15 protein-coding genes are annotated in these 14,703 nt (G+C 57.4%); 8 read left to right on the top strand and 7 right to left on the bottom strand.

Annotated features, from left to right (window positions below; genetic code table 11):
* Positions 1-50: 50 nt before the first annotated feature.
* Entirely contained in the window at positions 51-338 is a 288-nt protein-coding gene (locus Z948_RS18790) for a hypothetical protein (RefSeq protein WP_081784069.1), read from the top strand.
* On the opposite strand, the gene Z948_RS0115405 is transcribed toward Z948_RS18790, so the two are convergent.
* Genes Z948_RS0115405 through Z948_RS0115390 form a run of 4 tightly spaced genes read right to left on the bottom strand, consistent with a single transcriptional unit; the run spans position 285 to position 3,815 of the window.
* Positions 285-704: a DUF1499 domain-containing protein gene (locus tag Z948_RS0115405; protein ID WP_025060456.1), complete on the bottom strand. Its 420-nt coding sequence runs from the start codon at positions 702-704 to the stop codon at positions 285-287. The genes Z948_RS18790 and Z948_RS0115405 overlap by 54 nt on opposite strands.
* A 35-nt stretch (positions 705-739) precedes the next feature.
* Positions 740-1,687, bottom strand: coding sequence for an agmatinase (speB, locus tag Z948_RS0115400; protein ID WP_025060455.1), 948 nt, complete (start codon positions 1,685-1,687; stop codon positions 740-742).
* Positions 1,684-2,649: an agmatinase gene (speB, locus tag Z948_RS0115395; protein ID WP_025060454.1), complete on the bottom strand. Its 966-nt coding sequence runs from the start codon at positions 2,647-2,649 to the stop codon at positions 1,684-1,686. Before speB (Z948_RS0115395) ends, speB (Z948_RS0115400) begins: the two co-directional genes overlap by 4 nt.
* Positions 2,649-3,815: a M20 aminoacylase family protein gene (locus Z948_RS0115390; RefSeq protein ID WP_025060453.1), complete on the bottom strand. Its 1,167-nt coding sequence runs from the start codon at positions 3,813-3,815 to the stop codon at positions 2,649-2,651. The genes speB (Z948_RS0115395) and Z948_RS0115390 overlap by 1 nt, the downstream gene beginning before the upstream one ends.
* 57 nt (positions 3,816-3,872) lie before the next feature.
* Between Z948_RS0115390 and mazG the strand changes: the two genes are divergently transcribed.
* Positions 3,873-4,700: a nucleoside triphosphate pyrophosphohydrolase gene (gene mazG / locus Z948_RS0115385; protein WP_025060452.1), complete on the top strand. Its 828-nt coding sequence runs from the start codon at positions 3,873-3,875 to the stop codon at positions 4,698-4,700.
* 50 nt (positions 4,701-4,750) lie between these two features.
* Here mazG and Z948_RS0115380 read toward each other — a convergent pair whose 3' ends face one another.
* A complete protein-coding gene (locus Z948_RS0115380; protein WP_025060451.1) occupies positions 4,751-5,719 on the bottom strand; it encodes a PilZ domain-containing protein in 969 nt (322 codons plus the stop codon).
* Between the two features lie 106 nt (positions 5,720-5,825).
* The gene (locus tag Z948_RS0115375; RefSeq protein WP_156023511.1) at positions 5,826-6,713 is read right to left on the bottom strand and encodes a hypothetical protein; all 888 of its coding nucleotides are present in this window, start codon (positions 6,711-6,713) and stop codon (positions 5,826-5,828) included.
* A gap of 107 nt (positions 6,714-6,820) precedes the next feature.
* Between Z948_RS0115375 and Z948_RS0115365 the strand changes: the two genes are divergently transcribed.
* From Z948_RS0115365 to Z948_RS0115350, 4 genes are all read left to right on the top strand, one after another.
* Positions 6,821-7,762 carry a nucleoside hydrolase gene (locus Z948_RS0115365; RefSeq protein WP_025060448.1) on the top strand — a complete coding sequence of 314 codons (942 nt, stop codon included), beginning with the start codon at positions 6,821-6,823 and terminating at the stop codon, positions 7,760-7,762.
* Positions 7,759-8,208 (top strand): GNAT family N-acetyltransferase, encoded by a 450-nt coding sequence (locus tag Z948_RS0115360; RefSeq protein WP_025060447.1) that lies wholly within the window; start codon positions 7,759-7,761, stop codon positions 8,206-8,208. Before Z948_RS0115365 ends, Z948_RS0115360 begins: the two co-directional genes overlap by 4 nt.
* A gap of 5 nt (positions 8,209-8,213) precedes the next feature.
* Positions 8,214-9,629 carry a protein adenylyltransferase SelO gene (locus Z948_RS0115355; protein ID WP_025060446.1) on the top strand — a complete coding sequence of 472 codons (1,416 nt, stop codon included), beginning with the start codon at positions 8,214-8,216 and terminating at the stop codon, positions 9,627-9,629.
* Positions 9,630-9,862: 233 nt separating this feature from the next.
* The gene (locus Z948_RS0115350; RefSeq protein ID WP_025060445.1) at positions 9,863-10,690 is read left to right on the top strand and encodes a tellurite resistance TerB family protein; all 828 of its coding nucleotides are present in this window, start codon (positions 9,863-9,865) and stop codon (positions 10,688-10,690) included.
* Positions 10,691-10,747: 57 nt separating this feature from the next.
* On the opposite strand, the gene Z948_RS0115345 is transcribed toward Z948_RS0115350, so the two are convergent.
* The gene (locus Z948_RS0115345) at positions 10,748-12,082 is read right to left on the bottom strand and encodes a DEAD/DEAH box helicase (RefSeq protein WP_025060444.1); all 1,335 of its coding nucleotides are present in this window, start codon (positions 12,080-12,082) and stop codon (positions 10,748-10,750) included.
* Positions 12,083-12,406: 324 nt separating this feature from the next.
* On the opposite strand from Z948_RS0115345, the gene Z948_RS0115340 reads away from it, so the two are divergent.
* Together Z948_RS0115340 and eno are read left to right on the top strand one after the other, a co-directional pair.
* Complete coding sequence (locus tag Z948_RS0115340; protein WP_025060443.1) at positions 12,407-13,297, top strand: DMT family transporter; 891 nt, start codon at positions 12,407-12,409, stop codon at positions 13,295-13,297.
* A 54-nt stretch (positions 13,298-13,351) separates the two neighbouring features.
* The gene (eno, locus tag Z948_RS0115335) at positions 13,352-14,626 is read left to right on the top strand and encodes a phosphopyruvate hydratase (protein WP_025060442.1); all 1,275 of its coding nucleotides are present in this window, start codon (positions 13,352-13,354) and stop codon (positions 14,624-14,626) included.
* Positions 14,627-14,703: the final 77 nt, after the last annotated feature.

Here is a 14,703-nt window from a genome sequence, read left to right as displayed (position 1 = left end):
GACGGATCAAAGCGCTTTGGTCAAGGGCCGCAATATGCTATGATAGGGGTATGAAACATATCGCTCTGCTTTTCTGCCTGCTCCCGCTGGGCGCGCAGGCAGATGTTTTAACCCCGCAAGGGAAAACAATTGACTGCTATTGCACCGACAAAGCCGGCGCGCGCATCGAGCTGGGAGAAACGATCTGCCTGCAGGTAGACGGACGCATGTTTATGGCGCAATGCCAGATGTCGCTGAACGTGCCCATGTGGCGCGAAACTCGGGAAGGCTGCCTGAGTTCGGAGCTAAAGCTCCCCTTCACCCCGTTTAGCGCGGGTGCGCTTTACCAGCCCGTCTAAACGTTTGCCATTCACGCCGAAATCTTTGCGCCCGAACCGCAGCCGCGCGTACAGCTTGATGGCGTCGCCGTCCTGCTCAATCGTGGTGTAATCGGGAAAGCCGATGATTTTGGAGCGGGTGACATAGGTTAACCGCCCGTCAGTCACGCTCCCCGCCAGCAAATCGGTGCGCGGCAGGGCCAGCATGCCCTGATGCAAATCAGACAACAAACCGGATGACCCCGCCACCACACGGGCCGACCATCCCTCGCCATCAACGTTTTCGGCATCACCAATCGGTTTGTGCCAGCGCGCCACATCACTCGGCGCGAAACGGATAAAGCCAAGCAGCCCGACAACTGCAAGCACCAAGATTAACCAGAACATTTTGTTTTCCCTTTTGGATAAACCAGTTTGAAAGGCTAGCGATACGAGACGCCAGGTAGAACGCACAACAGTTCGTACAACAGGTTCGCGGCCGTTAGCGCTGTGTTTCCTGAGGGATCATAGGGCGGCGAAACCTCGACCAGATCACAGCCGACAATGTTCAGCCCCTTTAGACCACGGATCAGCTCCAACGCTTGCGGCGTGGTCAATCCGCCAATCTCTGGCGTGCCTGTGCCGGGTGCATAGGCGGGATCGAGGCTGTCGATATCATAGGTCACATAGGTCGGTGTATCACCGATATCACGGCGGATTTCTCCGGCCAGTTGCGACAGGCTGCGGTTCCACAGCTCTTCTGCGGGCCACTGCTGGAATCCCCATCCCGTTGCTTCGGAGAAATCCGTGCTGGCATAGCCCGTGCCGCGAATGCCAATCTGATAAGTCTTTTCGGGGCGGATCAGCCCCTCTTCAAAGGCGCGGCGGAACACTGTGCCGTGGGTTTCCTTTTCGCCGAACATCTCGTCATTCACATCAGCATGGGCATCCACATGCACCAAGGCCACAGGCCCGTGGCGTTTCGCCATCGCGCGTAGGATCGGCAAGGTGATCGAATGATCCCCCCCCATGGCCAAAGGCATGGCATCCGACATCAGGATTTGGTCATAGCTTTCTTTGATGATCGACAGGCTATCGCTTAGCGAAAAGGTGTTGATCGCCAGATCGCCAATATCGGCCACCTGCAAACTGTCAAAAGGCGCCGCCCCCGTGGCAAGGTTATAGGGCCGCAACATCGCGCTTTCGGCGCGGATCTGTTTCGGGCCAAACCGCGTCCCCGATCTCCACGAGGTGCCGATATCCATCGGAATACCCAATACCGCAACATCCAGCCCCTTGAGGTCATTCACCGCAGGCAGACGCATAAACGTCCCCGGCCCTGAAAACCGTGCCAGTTCGTTGCCACCAATGGGTTGGTTCTTAGTACTCATTTCTTTCGCATCCTCGCGCCCAATAGGCAGCATATTTCTGTCGCTACATGCGCGCCCGCAATCGCCGTCGCGCCTGTTGTGTCAAAGGCCGGAGACACCTCAACGATGTCACCACCCTGAATATTTATGCCCGCCAGATCGCGCAGCATCGCCGCGGCCTGCCAGCTGGCTAATCCGCCCCAAACAGGCGTGCCCGTCCCCGGCGCAAAGGCAGGGTCCAGCGCATCAATGTCAAAGGTCAGATAGGTCGGGTTATCCCCCAGCACCGATTTGATCTTTTTCACAGCCGCCGCCGTGCCCCCTTCGTGCACTTCGCGGGCATCAATGGTCGTCACGCCCATTGTATCGTCGTTATGGGTGCGAATGCCCACCTGCACCGAGGTCGCAGGATCCACATAGCCCAGTTTGATCGCCTTATAGAACATGGTTCCATGGTCGATCCGCTCCATATCATCATCAGGCCACGTGTCGGAATGGGCATCAAAATGCAGCAGGCTCATTGGGCCGAATTTCTCAGCATAGGCTTTGAGGATCGGAAAGCTGATATAGTGATCCCCCCCCAAACAAACCGAGGCCGCCCCCGCATCCAGAATACCTTTGATATGGTTCGTCAATGTCGCCGGAAAGGCAGACACCTGCGCATAATCAAACGCCAGATCACCATAATCTGCGATGGCAAACTCGCTCATCACGTCAAAATCCCACCCATAGGGCGGATCATAGGGCTGTAGGCTGCTGGCCTCGCGAATGGCACGCGGCCCCAGACGGGTGCCGGTGCGGTTGGTCACCGCCTGATCAAACGGCACACCGGTGATCGCAATATCAACACCGGTGAGGTCTTTGGTATAGCGACGGCGCAAAAAAGACGTCGCCCCGCCAAAGGCATTTTCGAAACTCGGGCCCTTTAAATCATCTCGTGTAATCGCATGATCGACTTGGGTCTTTGCATCTTCTAACGCCATTAAGCTACCTCCGGCTGCATTTGCTCAACCAATCGCACAAAGAACGAGGCCCCAACAGGAGAAATTTCATCGTTAAAGTTATATTTCGGATGGTGCAGCCCTGCGCCCTCACCCGCGCCAAGGAACAAATACGCGCCGGGGCGTTCTTCTAACATATAGGCAAAATCCTCTGCGCCTGCGACCTTGGCAACATTACCGTCAACATTGGCCTCCCCCACAACTTCGCCCGCTACTTTGGCAGCAAATTCGGTCTGCTCGGCGGTGTTGACGGTGGCTGGATAGCCGACCTCATAGTCCAGCTCGGCCTCAACGCCAAAGCTGGCCGCCTGCCCCTCTACAATTTCGCGCATCCGCTTTTGGATCAGCTCTTGGGTGTCTTTATCAAAGGTGCGCACAGTTCCGTTAATCATAGCCGTATCAGGGATGATATTGCTGGCGGATCCCGCGTGAATTTGCGTCACCGAAATCACCCGCTCCTGACCTGAATGGGTGTTGCGGCTGATGATCGTCTGGATCGCCTGAACCATGCTACAAGCCGCCACAATCGGATCTACTGTTTCATGTGGCATAGCGCCATGCCCGCCGCGCCCTTTGATATTAATCATAAAGGTATCCACCGCCGCCATAATCGGCCCTGACGTGGTGTGGAACGTGCCAAATTCGATCCCTGGGAAGTTATGGATGCCGTAAACCTCGGCAATATCAAACCGATCCATTATGCCCTCTTGGCACATGACCTGCGCGCCACCGCCCTCTTCCTCAGCGGGTTGGAAAATCAGCGCAACGCGGCCCGAAAAATTGCGCGTCTCAACCATGTATTTCGCCGCCCCCAGCAACATCGCCGTATGCCCGTCATGGCCACAGGCATGCATTACGCCCGGGTGGGTCGAGGCATAATCAACGCCTGTTTCTTCCTCAATCGGCAGCGCGTCAAAATCGGCACGCAAACCAATCGTGCGCCCCGCGCCCTTACCGTTGATGATCGCCACAATCCCTGTCTGTGCAATCCCGTCATGGATTTCATCAACGCCAAATTCCTCTAACCGCTCCTTGATAAAGGCCGCCGTTTTAGGGCAATCAAAGCACAGTTCGGGGATCGTATGTAAATGGCGGCGCCATGTGGTCATGTCTTCGGCAAAATCGGCGATACGGTTGATAATCGGCATGGATGGACTCCTGTAGTCGGTTCGCCATAGTTGAACACCACAGCGAGAGGACCCGCAATGCCTGACACCCTGATAAATGACGAAAACGCAGGCATTGAGCGCCTCTTGGAAATCATGCGCCGCTTGCGTGATCCAAAAACAGGCTGTCCGTGGGATATTGAACAAGATTTCGACACCATCGCCCCCTACACAATCGAAGAAGCCTATGAAGTCGCCGACGCAATCGAGAGGCGCGATTGGCCCGAGCTAGAGGGCGAGCTGGGCGACCTGTTGCTGCAATCCGTCTACCACACCGCCATGGGCGAAGAGCAGGGATTGTTTTCGTTTCAATCGGTTGTGCGCAATATCTCGAACAAAATGGTCGCCCGCCATCCGCATGTGTTTGGCGACGAAAGCCGCGATAAATCCGCCGACCAGCAAACCGCCGACTGGGAAGCGATCAAAGCCTCCGAGCGCGCAGGCAAAGAACAAAAAGGCGCGCTTGACGGCGTTGCCGTTGGCCTACCCGCCCTGTTGCGCGCCTATAAATTGCAAAAACGCGCGGCTCGTGTGGGGTTTGACTGGCCCGATACCGATGATGTCATCGCCAAAATCGCCGAAGAAGCCGCCGAGCTGGTCGAGGCCCGCGATACCCTGACCGAGGCCGAACAATTTGAGGAATTTGGCGATCTGATGTTTGTCATGGCCAACCTAGGCCGCCACCTCAACATCGAACCCGAAGCCGCCCTGCGCGCTGCCAACGCCAAATTCACCCGCCGCTTTGAAGGGGTAGAAGCCAAGCTGAAAGAGCTGGGTAAAACACCCGATCAAAGCGATCTGGCCGAAATGGACGCCCTATGGGATGCGGTCAAACGGGATGAAAAAGCCGCCAAACAAAAAACATAGCGCCTCTTCACGAAAAGCCCAAAGTCAAAACCCCACAGCCTAAGGCCCAGTCAGCTCGCCGCCTTTTCCTCTGAAATCTCGGTTTTCAAATGATGCACACAGGTCAGATGGCACCCTTTGGAGTAACACGATGTCGCATTCTCTTCAAAACCGGTTTCCTCCAATGGCTTGCCGCTGGTCCCGACAACGCTTTGCAATACCCGCGGGCTGATACGCTCGCGAAACCTGATGCCAGAGTAGTATTTATTCCGCCAAACTACCTTTCCCTGCACTTTGTGACCGCAAAAATACAGATCAATCCACCCCTCCCCGATCTGATCCCCTTTTGCCGCCTCAATCTTCATCCCTCTTCGGCTGATGTCGAGGATATGGGTAAAGGTACAATCCCCACCCCATCGAACAACCATCGAAGTATAACAAAGCTTTCGAGCGCCCCTTGTTCGCTTTCTCATCTTGAAGATCCCATAGGCAGCGGCACTTAGGGCTAGGATCAGCCCCGCCCAAATGCTTGCGGAAACCATCTGGATTTTGCGAAGCAACGCCTGCATCCCGCCAAAACTCTGGCTTTCATACTCTGTTTCTGATGCCTTGAAGATTGTGTTGACTGATTTGAGATCATCGCAACCAAACACATTATAAACCAGTGCCAATTCCCCCAGATTTCTGGACAGAAACCGATGTAAGATTTGATCGAAACCCGTCCCTTTTCCCTGCCCCGAACCCTGCAAAGATTGCAATTCCCTTGCCTCGCGCTCCAGTTTCGCTCCAACACGGACCAAGGCAAGGTTCGCATTTGAATCAGTTGCAGATTTCAGGTTCGTCACCAGCGTATTGAGCAAGTCAATTGCAGCGTGCCGATCGCCCTCAACCTGCGATTTACTGCCTTTGCGGGAAATGCCTTCCAATTGAATAACACTGCTACAGATCTTATCCCCCGCAGCCTGCGCCGAGCTACCGGTGGCGGCCATAAATAGGGAAAACAAATAGGGCAAAGCCCGAAAGGGAATTGTGTATTTCATAGTGTGATCTTGCTTAGAGTGAACTCCTTAGGAATCCCTTAAGCTGTATCAGATCGGCAGCATTTCAACCCCCACGGGAAGCTCCGCCATCGCGGCCCTTTTCCACCTAACGCAGCAACATCACCGCAGGCATCTGGGCGATCTCGTCTAGGTGCTCTTGATAGCGCCCTTCCAGAATTCTGGTCTGGCGTTTGGTGAACTCTGATACGCCGCGCGGCTTTTTGTCCTCGCGGTTATCGGCAATGATCTTTTGCCATTCCTGACGTTGCAAAACCTCACCCTTTTGATAGCGGCTTTGCAATTCAATCAGCGCCGCATCGGTGGCCGAGTGGTTCATCCGTCGTGCAGGTTCACGCAACGGAACACCAGCCAATTCCGGCACCAGCATCCCCAAAATATCCACGCTGCGCCCGCGGCGCGCATAATCAATAACCACCAGCTCCTGCACCTTTAGGTGCTTGAAAACCAGCCGTACCAGTTCGGGCCACCCCCGATCCATATGCAGCATGTTATGACGCCCCTCAGCAAAAGGCGGCGACACGTTGTCTTCGGCGCGCTTGCGATAGGCCGACACATATAGCCCGACGTAATCCCGCACCACCAATACCGCGCGCAAAACCGGCGCCTGTGCCGCAGCGGCCAGCGTTTGCAAACGTACCTCAGCAGCTGGGTAAAACTGCCCCGTAGGAAAATGGATCATTCGACCGGGGATGTTTTCTTCGGACAGGATCATCGCGTGGCTGTCAGGCGTGGCAAAGCGTTGCAGCTCTTTCGTCGCTCCGGGCAAAAAACCACTTTCCCATTTCGCCAGATTGCGTGGATGCGGCAAGCGCAGCCGCAAATCCCCCTGCGGAATGTCGTCACGCCCCGGATAGGCAATGTCATACCCTTCATTGGCCAATAAATCACGGTTCTCCGCCAACATCATCTGAAACGATGAAGTTCCGGTCCGATGTGCGCCCAAATGCACATAAAGAGGTTTGCCCTGCGTCATACCAAAGACTTACCCAATCAGCGCCCCCTTGCGCAATCCCCGCTGAGCGCTGGACAACCGCCACACGCCTTGCCAGTGTGCGCAAAACCATACCCAAGGACTCGCGCATGCCCCCCCGTAAGATAATCATTGATACAGACCCCGGTCAGGACGACGCCGTTGCGATCCTTTTGGCGCTGGCCAGCCCCGAAGAGATCGAGCTGCTGGGCATTACCTGTGTCGCGGGCAACGTGCCGCTGCCCCTGACCACCAGAAACGCCCGTATCGTCTGCGAACTGGCAGGCCGCCCCGATGTCGCGATCTATGAAGGCTGCGACAAGCCCTTGGGCCGCGATCTGGTCACGGCAGAGCATGTACACGGCAAAACCGGCCTTGATGGCCCCAAACTGCCGGAACCAACCATGCCATTGGCCGAAGGCCACGCCGTTGATTTCATCATCGACCAGCTGCGCACCTATGCCCCCGGCACGGTTACCCTTTGCCCGCTTGGGCCGCTGACAAACATCGCAACAGCGCTGCAAAAAGCCCCCGACATCGCCAGCCGCATCGCCAAGATCGTTCTCATGGGCGGCGGCTATTTTGAGGGCGGCAACATCACGCCCACAGCCGAGTTCAACATCTACGTCGACCCCCAAGCCGCTGATATCGTGTTCAAATCAGGCGCACCCATTGTTGTGATGCCTCTTGACGTCACCCATAAGGTTCTGGTCACCAAACCCCGCAACGACGCCTTTCGCGCCATCGGCTCGCCCGTTGGTATTGCCGTTGCCGAAATGACCGATTTCTTTGAGCGCTTCGACAAAGAAAAATACGGCTCGGCCGGTGCGCCCCTGCACGACCCCTGCGTCACCGCCTATATGATCCAGCCCGACCTGTTCACAGGCCGCCACATCAACGTCGAGATCGAAACCACCTCCGAACTCACCATGGGGATGACCGTGGCCGACTGGTGGCGCGTCACCGACCGCAAAGCAAACGCCACCTTTATGGGCGAGGTTAACGCCGACGGCTTCTTTGACCTTCTCACGGAACGGTTGGCCCGCTTATGAGCGCAGCCCTCACTCTTGGTGGCCCCGACCACCTAGAGAAACTCTTGCCTTTGGTTGCGTCTTTTCACGCCGAAGAAGGCATCACCTCGTCCGAGGAAGACCGCCATGCTGGTGTCGCACCGCTGCTTGACGGGAACCCCTACGGCTGCGTCTATCTCATCGGTCCACCGCGCGCGCCCATTGGCTATATCGTCATCGCCTTTGGTTGGTCTGTGGAATTCGGCGGCCTTGATGCCATCATCGACGAGCTTTACATCCGCCCCGGTGTGCGCGGCCGCGGGATCGCCTCTGAGGCGCTCATCGCTTTGCCTCGCGCGCTGGCGGGGGGCGGTTTGCGCGCCATCCACCTAGAGGTCGATAAAACCAATGCCCAAGCGTTGAAATTATACCAGCGCGCTGGCTTTTCGGTCAGAGACAACTACATGTTCATGTCCAAACGCCTCTGACGGAGATTCCCATGCGCATCCCCTTTGCCAACAGCTATGCAGCCCTCCCCAAAGCGTTCTATACCCGCATCAATCCAACATCCGTTAAATCCCCAAAGCTATTGGAATTTAACGAAAAACTCGCCGCAGACCTTGGCCTAACGATCGAAACCACCGACAATCTGGCCGAGGTTTTCTCAGGTAATACCATACCCCAAGGCGCCGAGCCTCTGGCCCAGCTTTATGCGGGCCACCAATTCGGCAACTTCAATCCGCAACTCGGCGATGGCCGCGCCATTCTCTTAGGAGAAGTCATAGATACCAAAGGCATACAGCGCGAAATTCAACTAAAAGGTTCAGGCCGCACGCCCTATTCCCGTGGCGGCGATGGCCGCGCTTGGCTGGGGCCTGTGCTGCGCGAATATGTGATTTCCGAAGCGATGCATGCCCTTGGCGTGCCCACCACCCGCGCCCTCGCGGCGGTGAGCACAGGCGAAGACATCTACCGCGAACAAGGTCTGCTTCCCGGTGCAATCCTAACCCGCGTCGCCTCCAGCCACCTGCGCGTCGGCACGTTTCAGGTCTTTGCCCACCGTGGCCAAACGGAAAACCTGCGCACCCTCACCGATTACGCGATCCAGCGCCACAATCCAGAGGCCGATGGCCCGATGGGCCTGCTGCGCGCCACCTGCGCCAAACAGGCCGAGCTGATCGCAGCATGGATGTCATTCGGGTTTATCCACGGCGTGATGAACACCGACAATTGCACCATCTCGGGCGAAACGATTGATTACGGCCCCTGCGCGTTTATGGATGACTTCCACATGGGCCGCGTGTTTTCCTCGATCGACCAACAGGGCCGCTATGCCTATGGCAACCAGCCCAACATGGTGATGTGGAACATGGCGCAGCTTGCCACTTCGCTTATCCAGCTGTTTGACGACAAAGACGCCGCCACGGCAGAGGCAACCGCCATCATCCACGCCATGCCCGACCAGATCGAGGCCGCGTGGCTGTCGCGCTTTGCCGCCAAGATCGGCATCAGCGCCCCGACCGAGGCCGATACCGACCTGATCCAAGACCTTTTGGACCTGATGCAAAAAGACGGCGCAGATTTCACCAACAGCTTCCGCGCCCTCTCTACGCCTGAGGCACGGGACCAGTTCACCGACCGCGACGCCTTTGATGCTTGGGCCACACGCCACGCGGCACGCATCGCCCCGCTAGAGGACGCCCAACAGGTCATGGATGCCGCAAACCCTGCGATCATCCCGCGCAATCACCGCATCGAACAAATGATCCAAGCCGCCGTGGCAGGCGATATGGCACCGTTTGAGCGTCTGATGCAGGCGCTCTCAACGCCCTTTGCCCTCACCGACCCCGAGCTGGCAAAGCCCCCCACACAATCCGAAATCGTCCCCGCAACCTTCTGCGGCACCTAAAGGGCACCTCAGCGCCAGTTGATCAAGCTGGTTACACGCCAAATCTACGGCAGATGCCGCAAGGGCAACGCCCCAACAGGTGCTAATTTCTGCCCCAAATTTCATAGGCTTGCACAGCGCATACCAACACTGAAACATCAATGCAGCCCGATGCCGTGTTTTCCCCCACGCCCTTCCTGCGGAAATATGCAATAAATGGCACGTAACCGATTCAACTTAGGGGGAGCTCTCACATGAGCCTTATGAAAACACTGGCCAAAGTGGCCGTAGGCGTAGCAGTAGCCAAAGGCGCAGGCGCGATGATGAAGCGCAGCCAACAGGGCGGCACGTCTCAGGCTGGCGGTCTGGGCGGATTGCTGGGCGGCTTGGCTGGCGGCGCAGGTGCTGCGGGTACGGCGGGTGCCGGTGGCCTTCAGGATATGCTCGGCGGTCTATTGGGCGGCGGCACGGCTGGCGGCGCTGTTGGTAACGGCGGCCTTGGCGGCCTGCTCGAAAGCTTGGGCGGCGCCCAAGGCGGCACTGCTGCACAGGGCGGCCTTGGTGGTTTGCTCGGTGGTTTGGCAGGTGCTGCGGGCGCGGGCGGATTGCTCGGCAGCCTTGGTGGTGCCATGGGCGCAGCCCCTGCTGAAACCAACGAAAGCTTTGGCGCGGTCCTGAACTCTCAGTTCGACCAAACACCAGAGCCTGCGATCACCCCCTCCCAAGACCAAGAAGCCGCAGCCGCGCTGATGCTTTCCGCGATGATCCAAGCCGCCAAATCCGACGGCACGTTTGACGAGTCTGAAAAGGAAAAGCTGCTGGGCCAACTGGGTGAGGTAGACGCCGAGGAAGCCGCCTTTGTTCAGGCACAGCTACAGGCGCCTGTCGACATCGACGCGCTGGTTGCCCAAACCCCCGAAGGCATGGGCCAACAGACCTACGCGATGAGCGTCATGGCCATTGATCTGGACAGCCAAGCCGAAGCGCAATACCTGCACAAACTGGCAACCGCCTATGGCCTACAGCCAGCTCAGGTAAACGACATCCACGCGCAACTCGGCGTGCCATCGCTTTACACCTAAAACCAAGGTTACAAGACATGAAAAAGGCGCCTCTCGGGGCGCCTTTTTTATTTTGTTTTATGCAGCATTGCCAGATTTGGCACCACCGCCACCACCGCGCCGTCTGCGGCGCTGGCCTGATGGCTTGCCCCCCGCAGGCGCACCGCCGCCGCCACCCTGAGGACGACCACCGCCCCCTTGCGAACGGCCGCCACCACCGCCGCCACCGCGACCACGGCCACCGCGGCCTTTTTGCTTTGGCTTGTCGGGGATCTCATGGCTTTCCCATGCGCGGCCAGAGGCCACAGGAATGCGAATGCCCATGGTTTTCTGGATGTCGATCAGCTCGCCCATCTCGTCGGGCGCACAAAACGCAACGGCTGCGCCGTCTTTGCCCGCCCGCGCGGTGCGGCCAATACGGTGAACATAGTTATCCGGCACATTGGGCAGCTCATAGTTATAGACATGCTTTACGTCAGGAATATCCAATCCGCGCGCCGCAACATCCGTTGCCACCAGAACCGTGATGTCACCCTTTTTGAACCCGTCAATCGCACGATCGCGCTGACCTTGCGATTTATTCCCGTGGATCGAGGCCGCATCAAATCCGACTTTCACCAGATCCTTCATCAGCTTTTCACAGCCGTGTTTCGTGCGCCCAAACACCAAGGCCCGCTCGCCTTTGTGCTTTTCCAACAGCTCGATCAGCAGGGATTTCTTCTCCGCCTTGGCGATGAAATGCACCTCTTGGGTGACCTTATCCGCCGCCTTACCCGGAGGCGACACTTCGATCCGGATCGGGCTGTTGAGATAGCTATTAGCGATCTCGTTCATCAGCTTTGGCATGGTCGCCGAGAACAGGAATGTCTGGCGGGTTTTCGGGATCACCTGAGAGATTTTGCGCAAGTCATGGATGAACCCCATGTCCAGCATCTGGTCCGCCTCATCAAGAACCAGAAACTTGGCCTCGTCCAGACGCACCGCGCGGCGATCCATCAGGTCCAGCAAACGACCAGGCGTCGCCACCAGAATATCCACGCCCGAGTGCAGACGCTTGATCTGGGTGTTGATGTTTTGACCGCCCACAACCATCGCCACCTTGATCTGCGTGTTTTCGGCAAAACCGCGCAGGTTGACGCTGATCTGGGTGGCCAGTTCACGTGTCGGGGCCAAGACAAGGCCGCGCACGGATTTAGGGTTCGGACGGCCCTCCAGCTCTAGCATCCGCGCAATCAGCGGAATACCAAAAGCAGCCGTTTTACCCGTGCCCGTCTGGGCCAAGCCCATCACGTCACGGCCATTGATCCCATGCGGGATCGCCTGTTTCTGGATCGGCGTGGGTTCGTTCAACCCCATAGCCGCCAGTCGTTTCACCAGAGCTGAGGGCAGCTCCATCATGTCGAAATCGCTCATCTATATCTCATCTTTCGCGCCGCAGATGCCTGCGCGCTTATCATCGTGGTGCGCAACAGCGGATCACAGGAACGGGCCAACTGCCCTGCCCCTGTCCGGATGCGTCTGCCCCACGCGTGATTTTGGGAACAAGGGGCGGCATTACCCTGTGGAATTCCACAGCCTGCTCACGCGACAGAAGGCACGCCCTGCGCCCCACATGGGCCTTATCACGAGATAAGTCAACGGCTGCGGGCGATTGCCCCCCCCCCTATACAACACACCCCCTTGCTCATCCCTCAACAAAAGCGCATCAAACTCCAAACATAACGGAGCCTTCCTCAAATGGATAACTTACGCGGCGCGATATTTATGGTTGTGGCCATGCTGGGCTTTGCGATCGAGGACAGCTTTATCAAATTGATGGGCGGTGCTTTGCCAATCGGGCAGATCATTTTGTTGCTTGGCATCGGCGGGTCAGCTGTTTTTGGCACGATTGTCCTATCCCAAGGGCGCGCCCTGTTTGAACGCGATATGCTATCCGGCCCCGTTGTTATGCGCGGCGTGGGCGAGATCGTCGGCACCATGTGCTTTATCTCTGCCATCGTATTCACGCCGCTTTCAACGGCTTCGGCCATTTTACAGGCGACACCACTGGTGGTGACGCTGGCGGCCGCGCTTTTCTTGGGCGAAACCGTGGGCTGGCGCCGCTGGAGCGCGATTTTTGCGGGGTTCTTTGGTGTCTTGATGATCATCCGCCCCGGACTTGAGGGGTTCTCGCCCTTGTCGCTCTTTGCCTTGGGCGGCGTCTTTGGCCTTGCAGCGCGCGATGTGGCCACACGCAAGGTCACGCCAGCCCTTTCCACAATGCAGCTTAGCTTTTTGGGGTTTCTCGTGCTCATCCCTGCTGGCCTGCTCATGCTCATGATCACCGGCAAAACCTTTGAGCCGATGAATGGCTTTCTCATCACCCTGATGATTGCCGCTGTCGTCATGGGTATCTTCGCCTATTACGCCATCGTCGCCGCCATGCGCATCGGCGAAGTCAGCTTTGTCAGCCCCTTCCGCTATAGCCGCCTGATCTTTGCCCTGATCATCGGGATCGCCTTCTTTAACGAACGCCCCGACCTGTATACCCTGCTGGGTTCCGCGATCATCGTGGCCTCTGGCATCTATACCGTCCTGCGTGAGCGCAAACAGCGCCGCAAAGTCACGACCAAGCCTTCCAATGCGTGACAGCGCCCTATAAGACAGGCCCAACGTAACTGATCTGCCCCAAGGAACGCTGCCATGAGCACAATCATTGATATCCACGCCCGCGAAATTCTCGACAGCCGTGGCAACCCCACTGTCGAAGTTGATGTGGTCCTCGAAGACGGCACAATGGGCCGCGCTGCGGTGCCATCTGGTGCCTCCACTGGGGCCCATGAGGCCGTTGAAAAACGCGATGGCGATAAATCCCGCTATTTCGGCAAAGGCGTTCTAGAGGCCTGCGCATCCGTGAATGGTGAAATCGCCGAATCTTTGGTGGGCATGGACGCCACCGAACAGGTTGATCTGGACGAAGCCATGATCGAACTCGACGGCACCCCAAACAAAGCACGCCTTGGCGCAAACGCGATCCTCGGCGTTTCCCTTGCCGCTGCAAAAGCCGCCGCCGATTTCTGCACCCAGCCGCTGTATCGCTATGTTGGCGGCACCTCTGCGCGCGTCCTGCCCGTGCCGATGATGAACATCATCAACGGGGGCGAACATGCAGATAACCCCATCGACATCCAAGAATTCATGATCATGCCCGTCGCTGCGGAAAACATCCGTGACGCCGTGCGCATGGGCGCCGAAGTTTTCCACACGCTGAAAAAAGAACTCTCCGACGCGGGCCTTGCAACAGGTGTGGGCGATGAAGGCGGCTTTGCCCCAAACATCAACTCCACCCGTGATGCACTTGATTTCATTCTGAAATCCATCGAAAAAGCTGGCTACAAGCCAGGTGATGACATTCACCTCGCGCTTGATTGCGCAGCGTCTGAATACTACAAGGACGGCTCCTATGTCTTTGCGGGTGAAGGAAAAACACTGTCTTCCGAGGAAAACGTAGACTACCTCAAGGCGCTGGTAAACGATTACCCCATCATCAGCATCGAAGACGGCATGCACGAAGACGACTGGGACGGCTGGATCGCCCTGAACGCCGCCATCGGCGACAAGGTTCAGCTGGTTGGCGACGATCTATTTGTGACAAACCCTGCTCGCCTCGCCGAAGGCATCACGCGCAAGGCCGCGAACTCGATGCTGGTAAAAGTCAACCAAATCGGCAGCTTGACAGAAACTCTTAAGGCGGTCGACATGGCCCATCGCGCAGGGTTTACCAATGTAATGTCCCACCGTTCGGGCGAAACCGAGGATGCAACCATTGCAGACCTCGCCGTTGCGACCAACTGTGGCCAGATCAAAACCGGCTCACTGGCGCGCTCCGACAGGCTCGCGAAATACAACCAGCTGATCCGCATCGAAGAAGCACTGGGCGAGTCCGCACAATACGCAGGCCGCAGCATCCTCAAGTAAGCTGGTCAAACCAGCCGCAGGAAACTACCATTCGGGGCGACATCATTCGGTGTCGCCCCTTTTCTTTTCGGAACCGC

It is taken from the genome of Sulfitobacter donghicola DSW-25 = KCTC 12864 = JCM 14565 (genome assembly GCF_000622405.1).
Classification (GTDB): Bacteria; Pseudomonadota; Alphaproteobacteria; order Rhodobacterales; family Rhodobacteraceae; genus Sulfitobacter; species Sulfitobacter donghicola.
This window is presented reverse-complemented; position numbering and strand designations above follow the sequence as displayed.

Coding starts and splice junctions, on each gene's coding strand:
- Z948_RS18790 (WP_081784069.1), top strand. CDS start 51: ATGAAACATATCGCTCTGCTTTTCTGCCTGCTCCCGCTGGGCGCGCAG.
- Z948_RS0115405 (WP_025060456.1), bottom strand. CDS start 704: ATGTTCTGGTTAATCTTGGTGCTTGCAGTTGTCGGGCTGCTTGGCTTT.
- speB (WP_025060455.1), bottom strand. CDS start 1,687: ATGAGTACTAAGAACCAACCCATTGGTGGCAACGAACTGGCACGGTTT.
- speB (WP_025060454.1), bottom strand. CDS start 2,649: ATGGCGTTAGAAGATGCAAAGACCCAAGTCGATCATGCGATTACACGA.
- Z948_RS0115390 (WP_025060453.1), bottom strand. CDS start 3,815: ATGCCGATTATCAACCGTATCGCCGATTTTGCCGAAGACATGACCACA.
- mazG (WP_025060452.1), top strand. CDS start 3,873: ATGCCTGACACCCTGATAAATGACGAAAACGCAGGCATTGAGCGCCTC.
- Z948_RS0115380 (WP_025060451.1), bottom strand. CDS start 5,719: ATGAAATACACAATTCCCTTTCGGGCTTTGCCCTATTTGTTTTCCCTA.
- Z948_RS0115375 (WP_156023511.1), bottom strand. CDS start 6,713: ATGACGCAGGGCAAACCTCTTTATGTGCATTTGGGCGCACATCGGACC.
- Z948_RS0115365 (WP_025060448.1), top strand. CDS start 6,821: ATGCCCCCCCGTAAGATAATCATTGATACAGACCCCGGTCAGGACGAC.
- Z948_RS0115360 (WP_025060447.1), top strand. CDS start 7,759: ATGAGCGCAGCCCTCACTCTTGGTGGCCCCGACCACCTAGAGAAACTC.
- Z948_RS0115350 (WP_025060445.1), top strand. CDS start 9,863: ATGAGCCTTATGAAAACACTGGCCAAAGTGGCCGTAGGCGTAGCAGTA.
- Z948_RS0115345 (WP_025060444.1), bottom strand. CDS start 12,082: ATGAGCGATTTCGACATGATGGAGCTGCCCTCAGCTCTGGTGAAACGA.
- Z948_RS0115340 (WP_025060443.1), top strand. CDS start 12,407: ATGGATAACTTACGCGGCGCGATATTTATGGTTGTGGCCATGCTGGGC.
- eno (WP_025060442.1), top strand. CDS start 13,352: ATGAGCACAATCATTGATATCCACGCCCGCGAAATTCTCGACAGCCGT.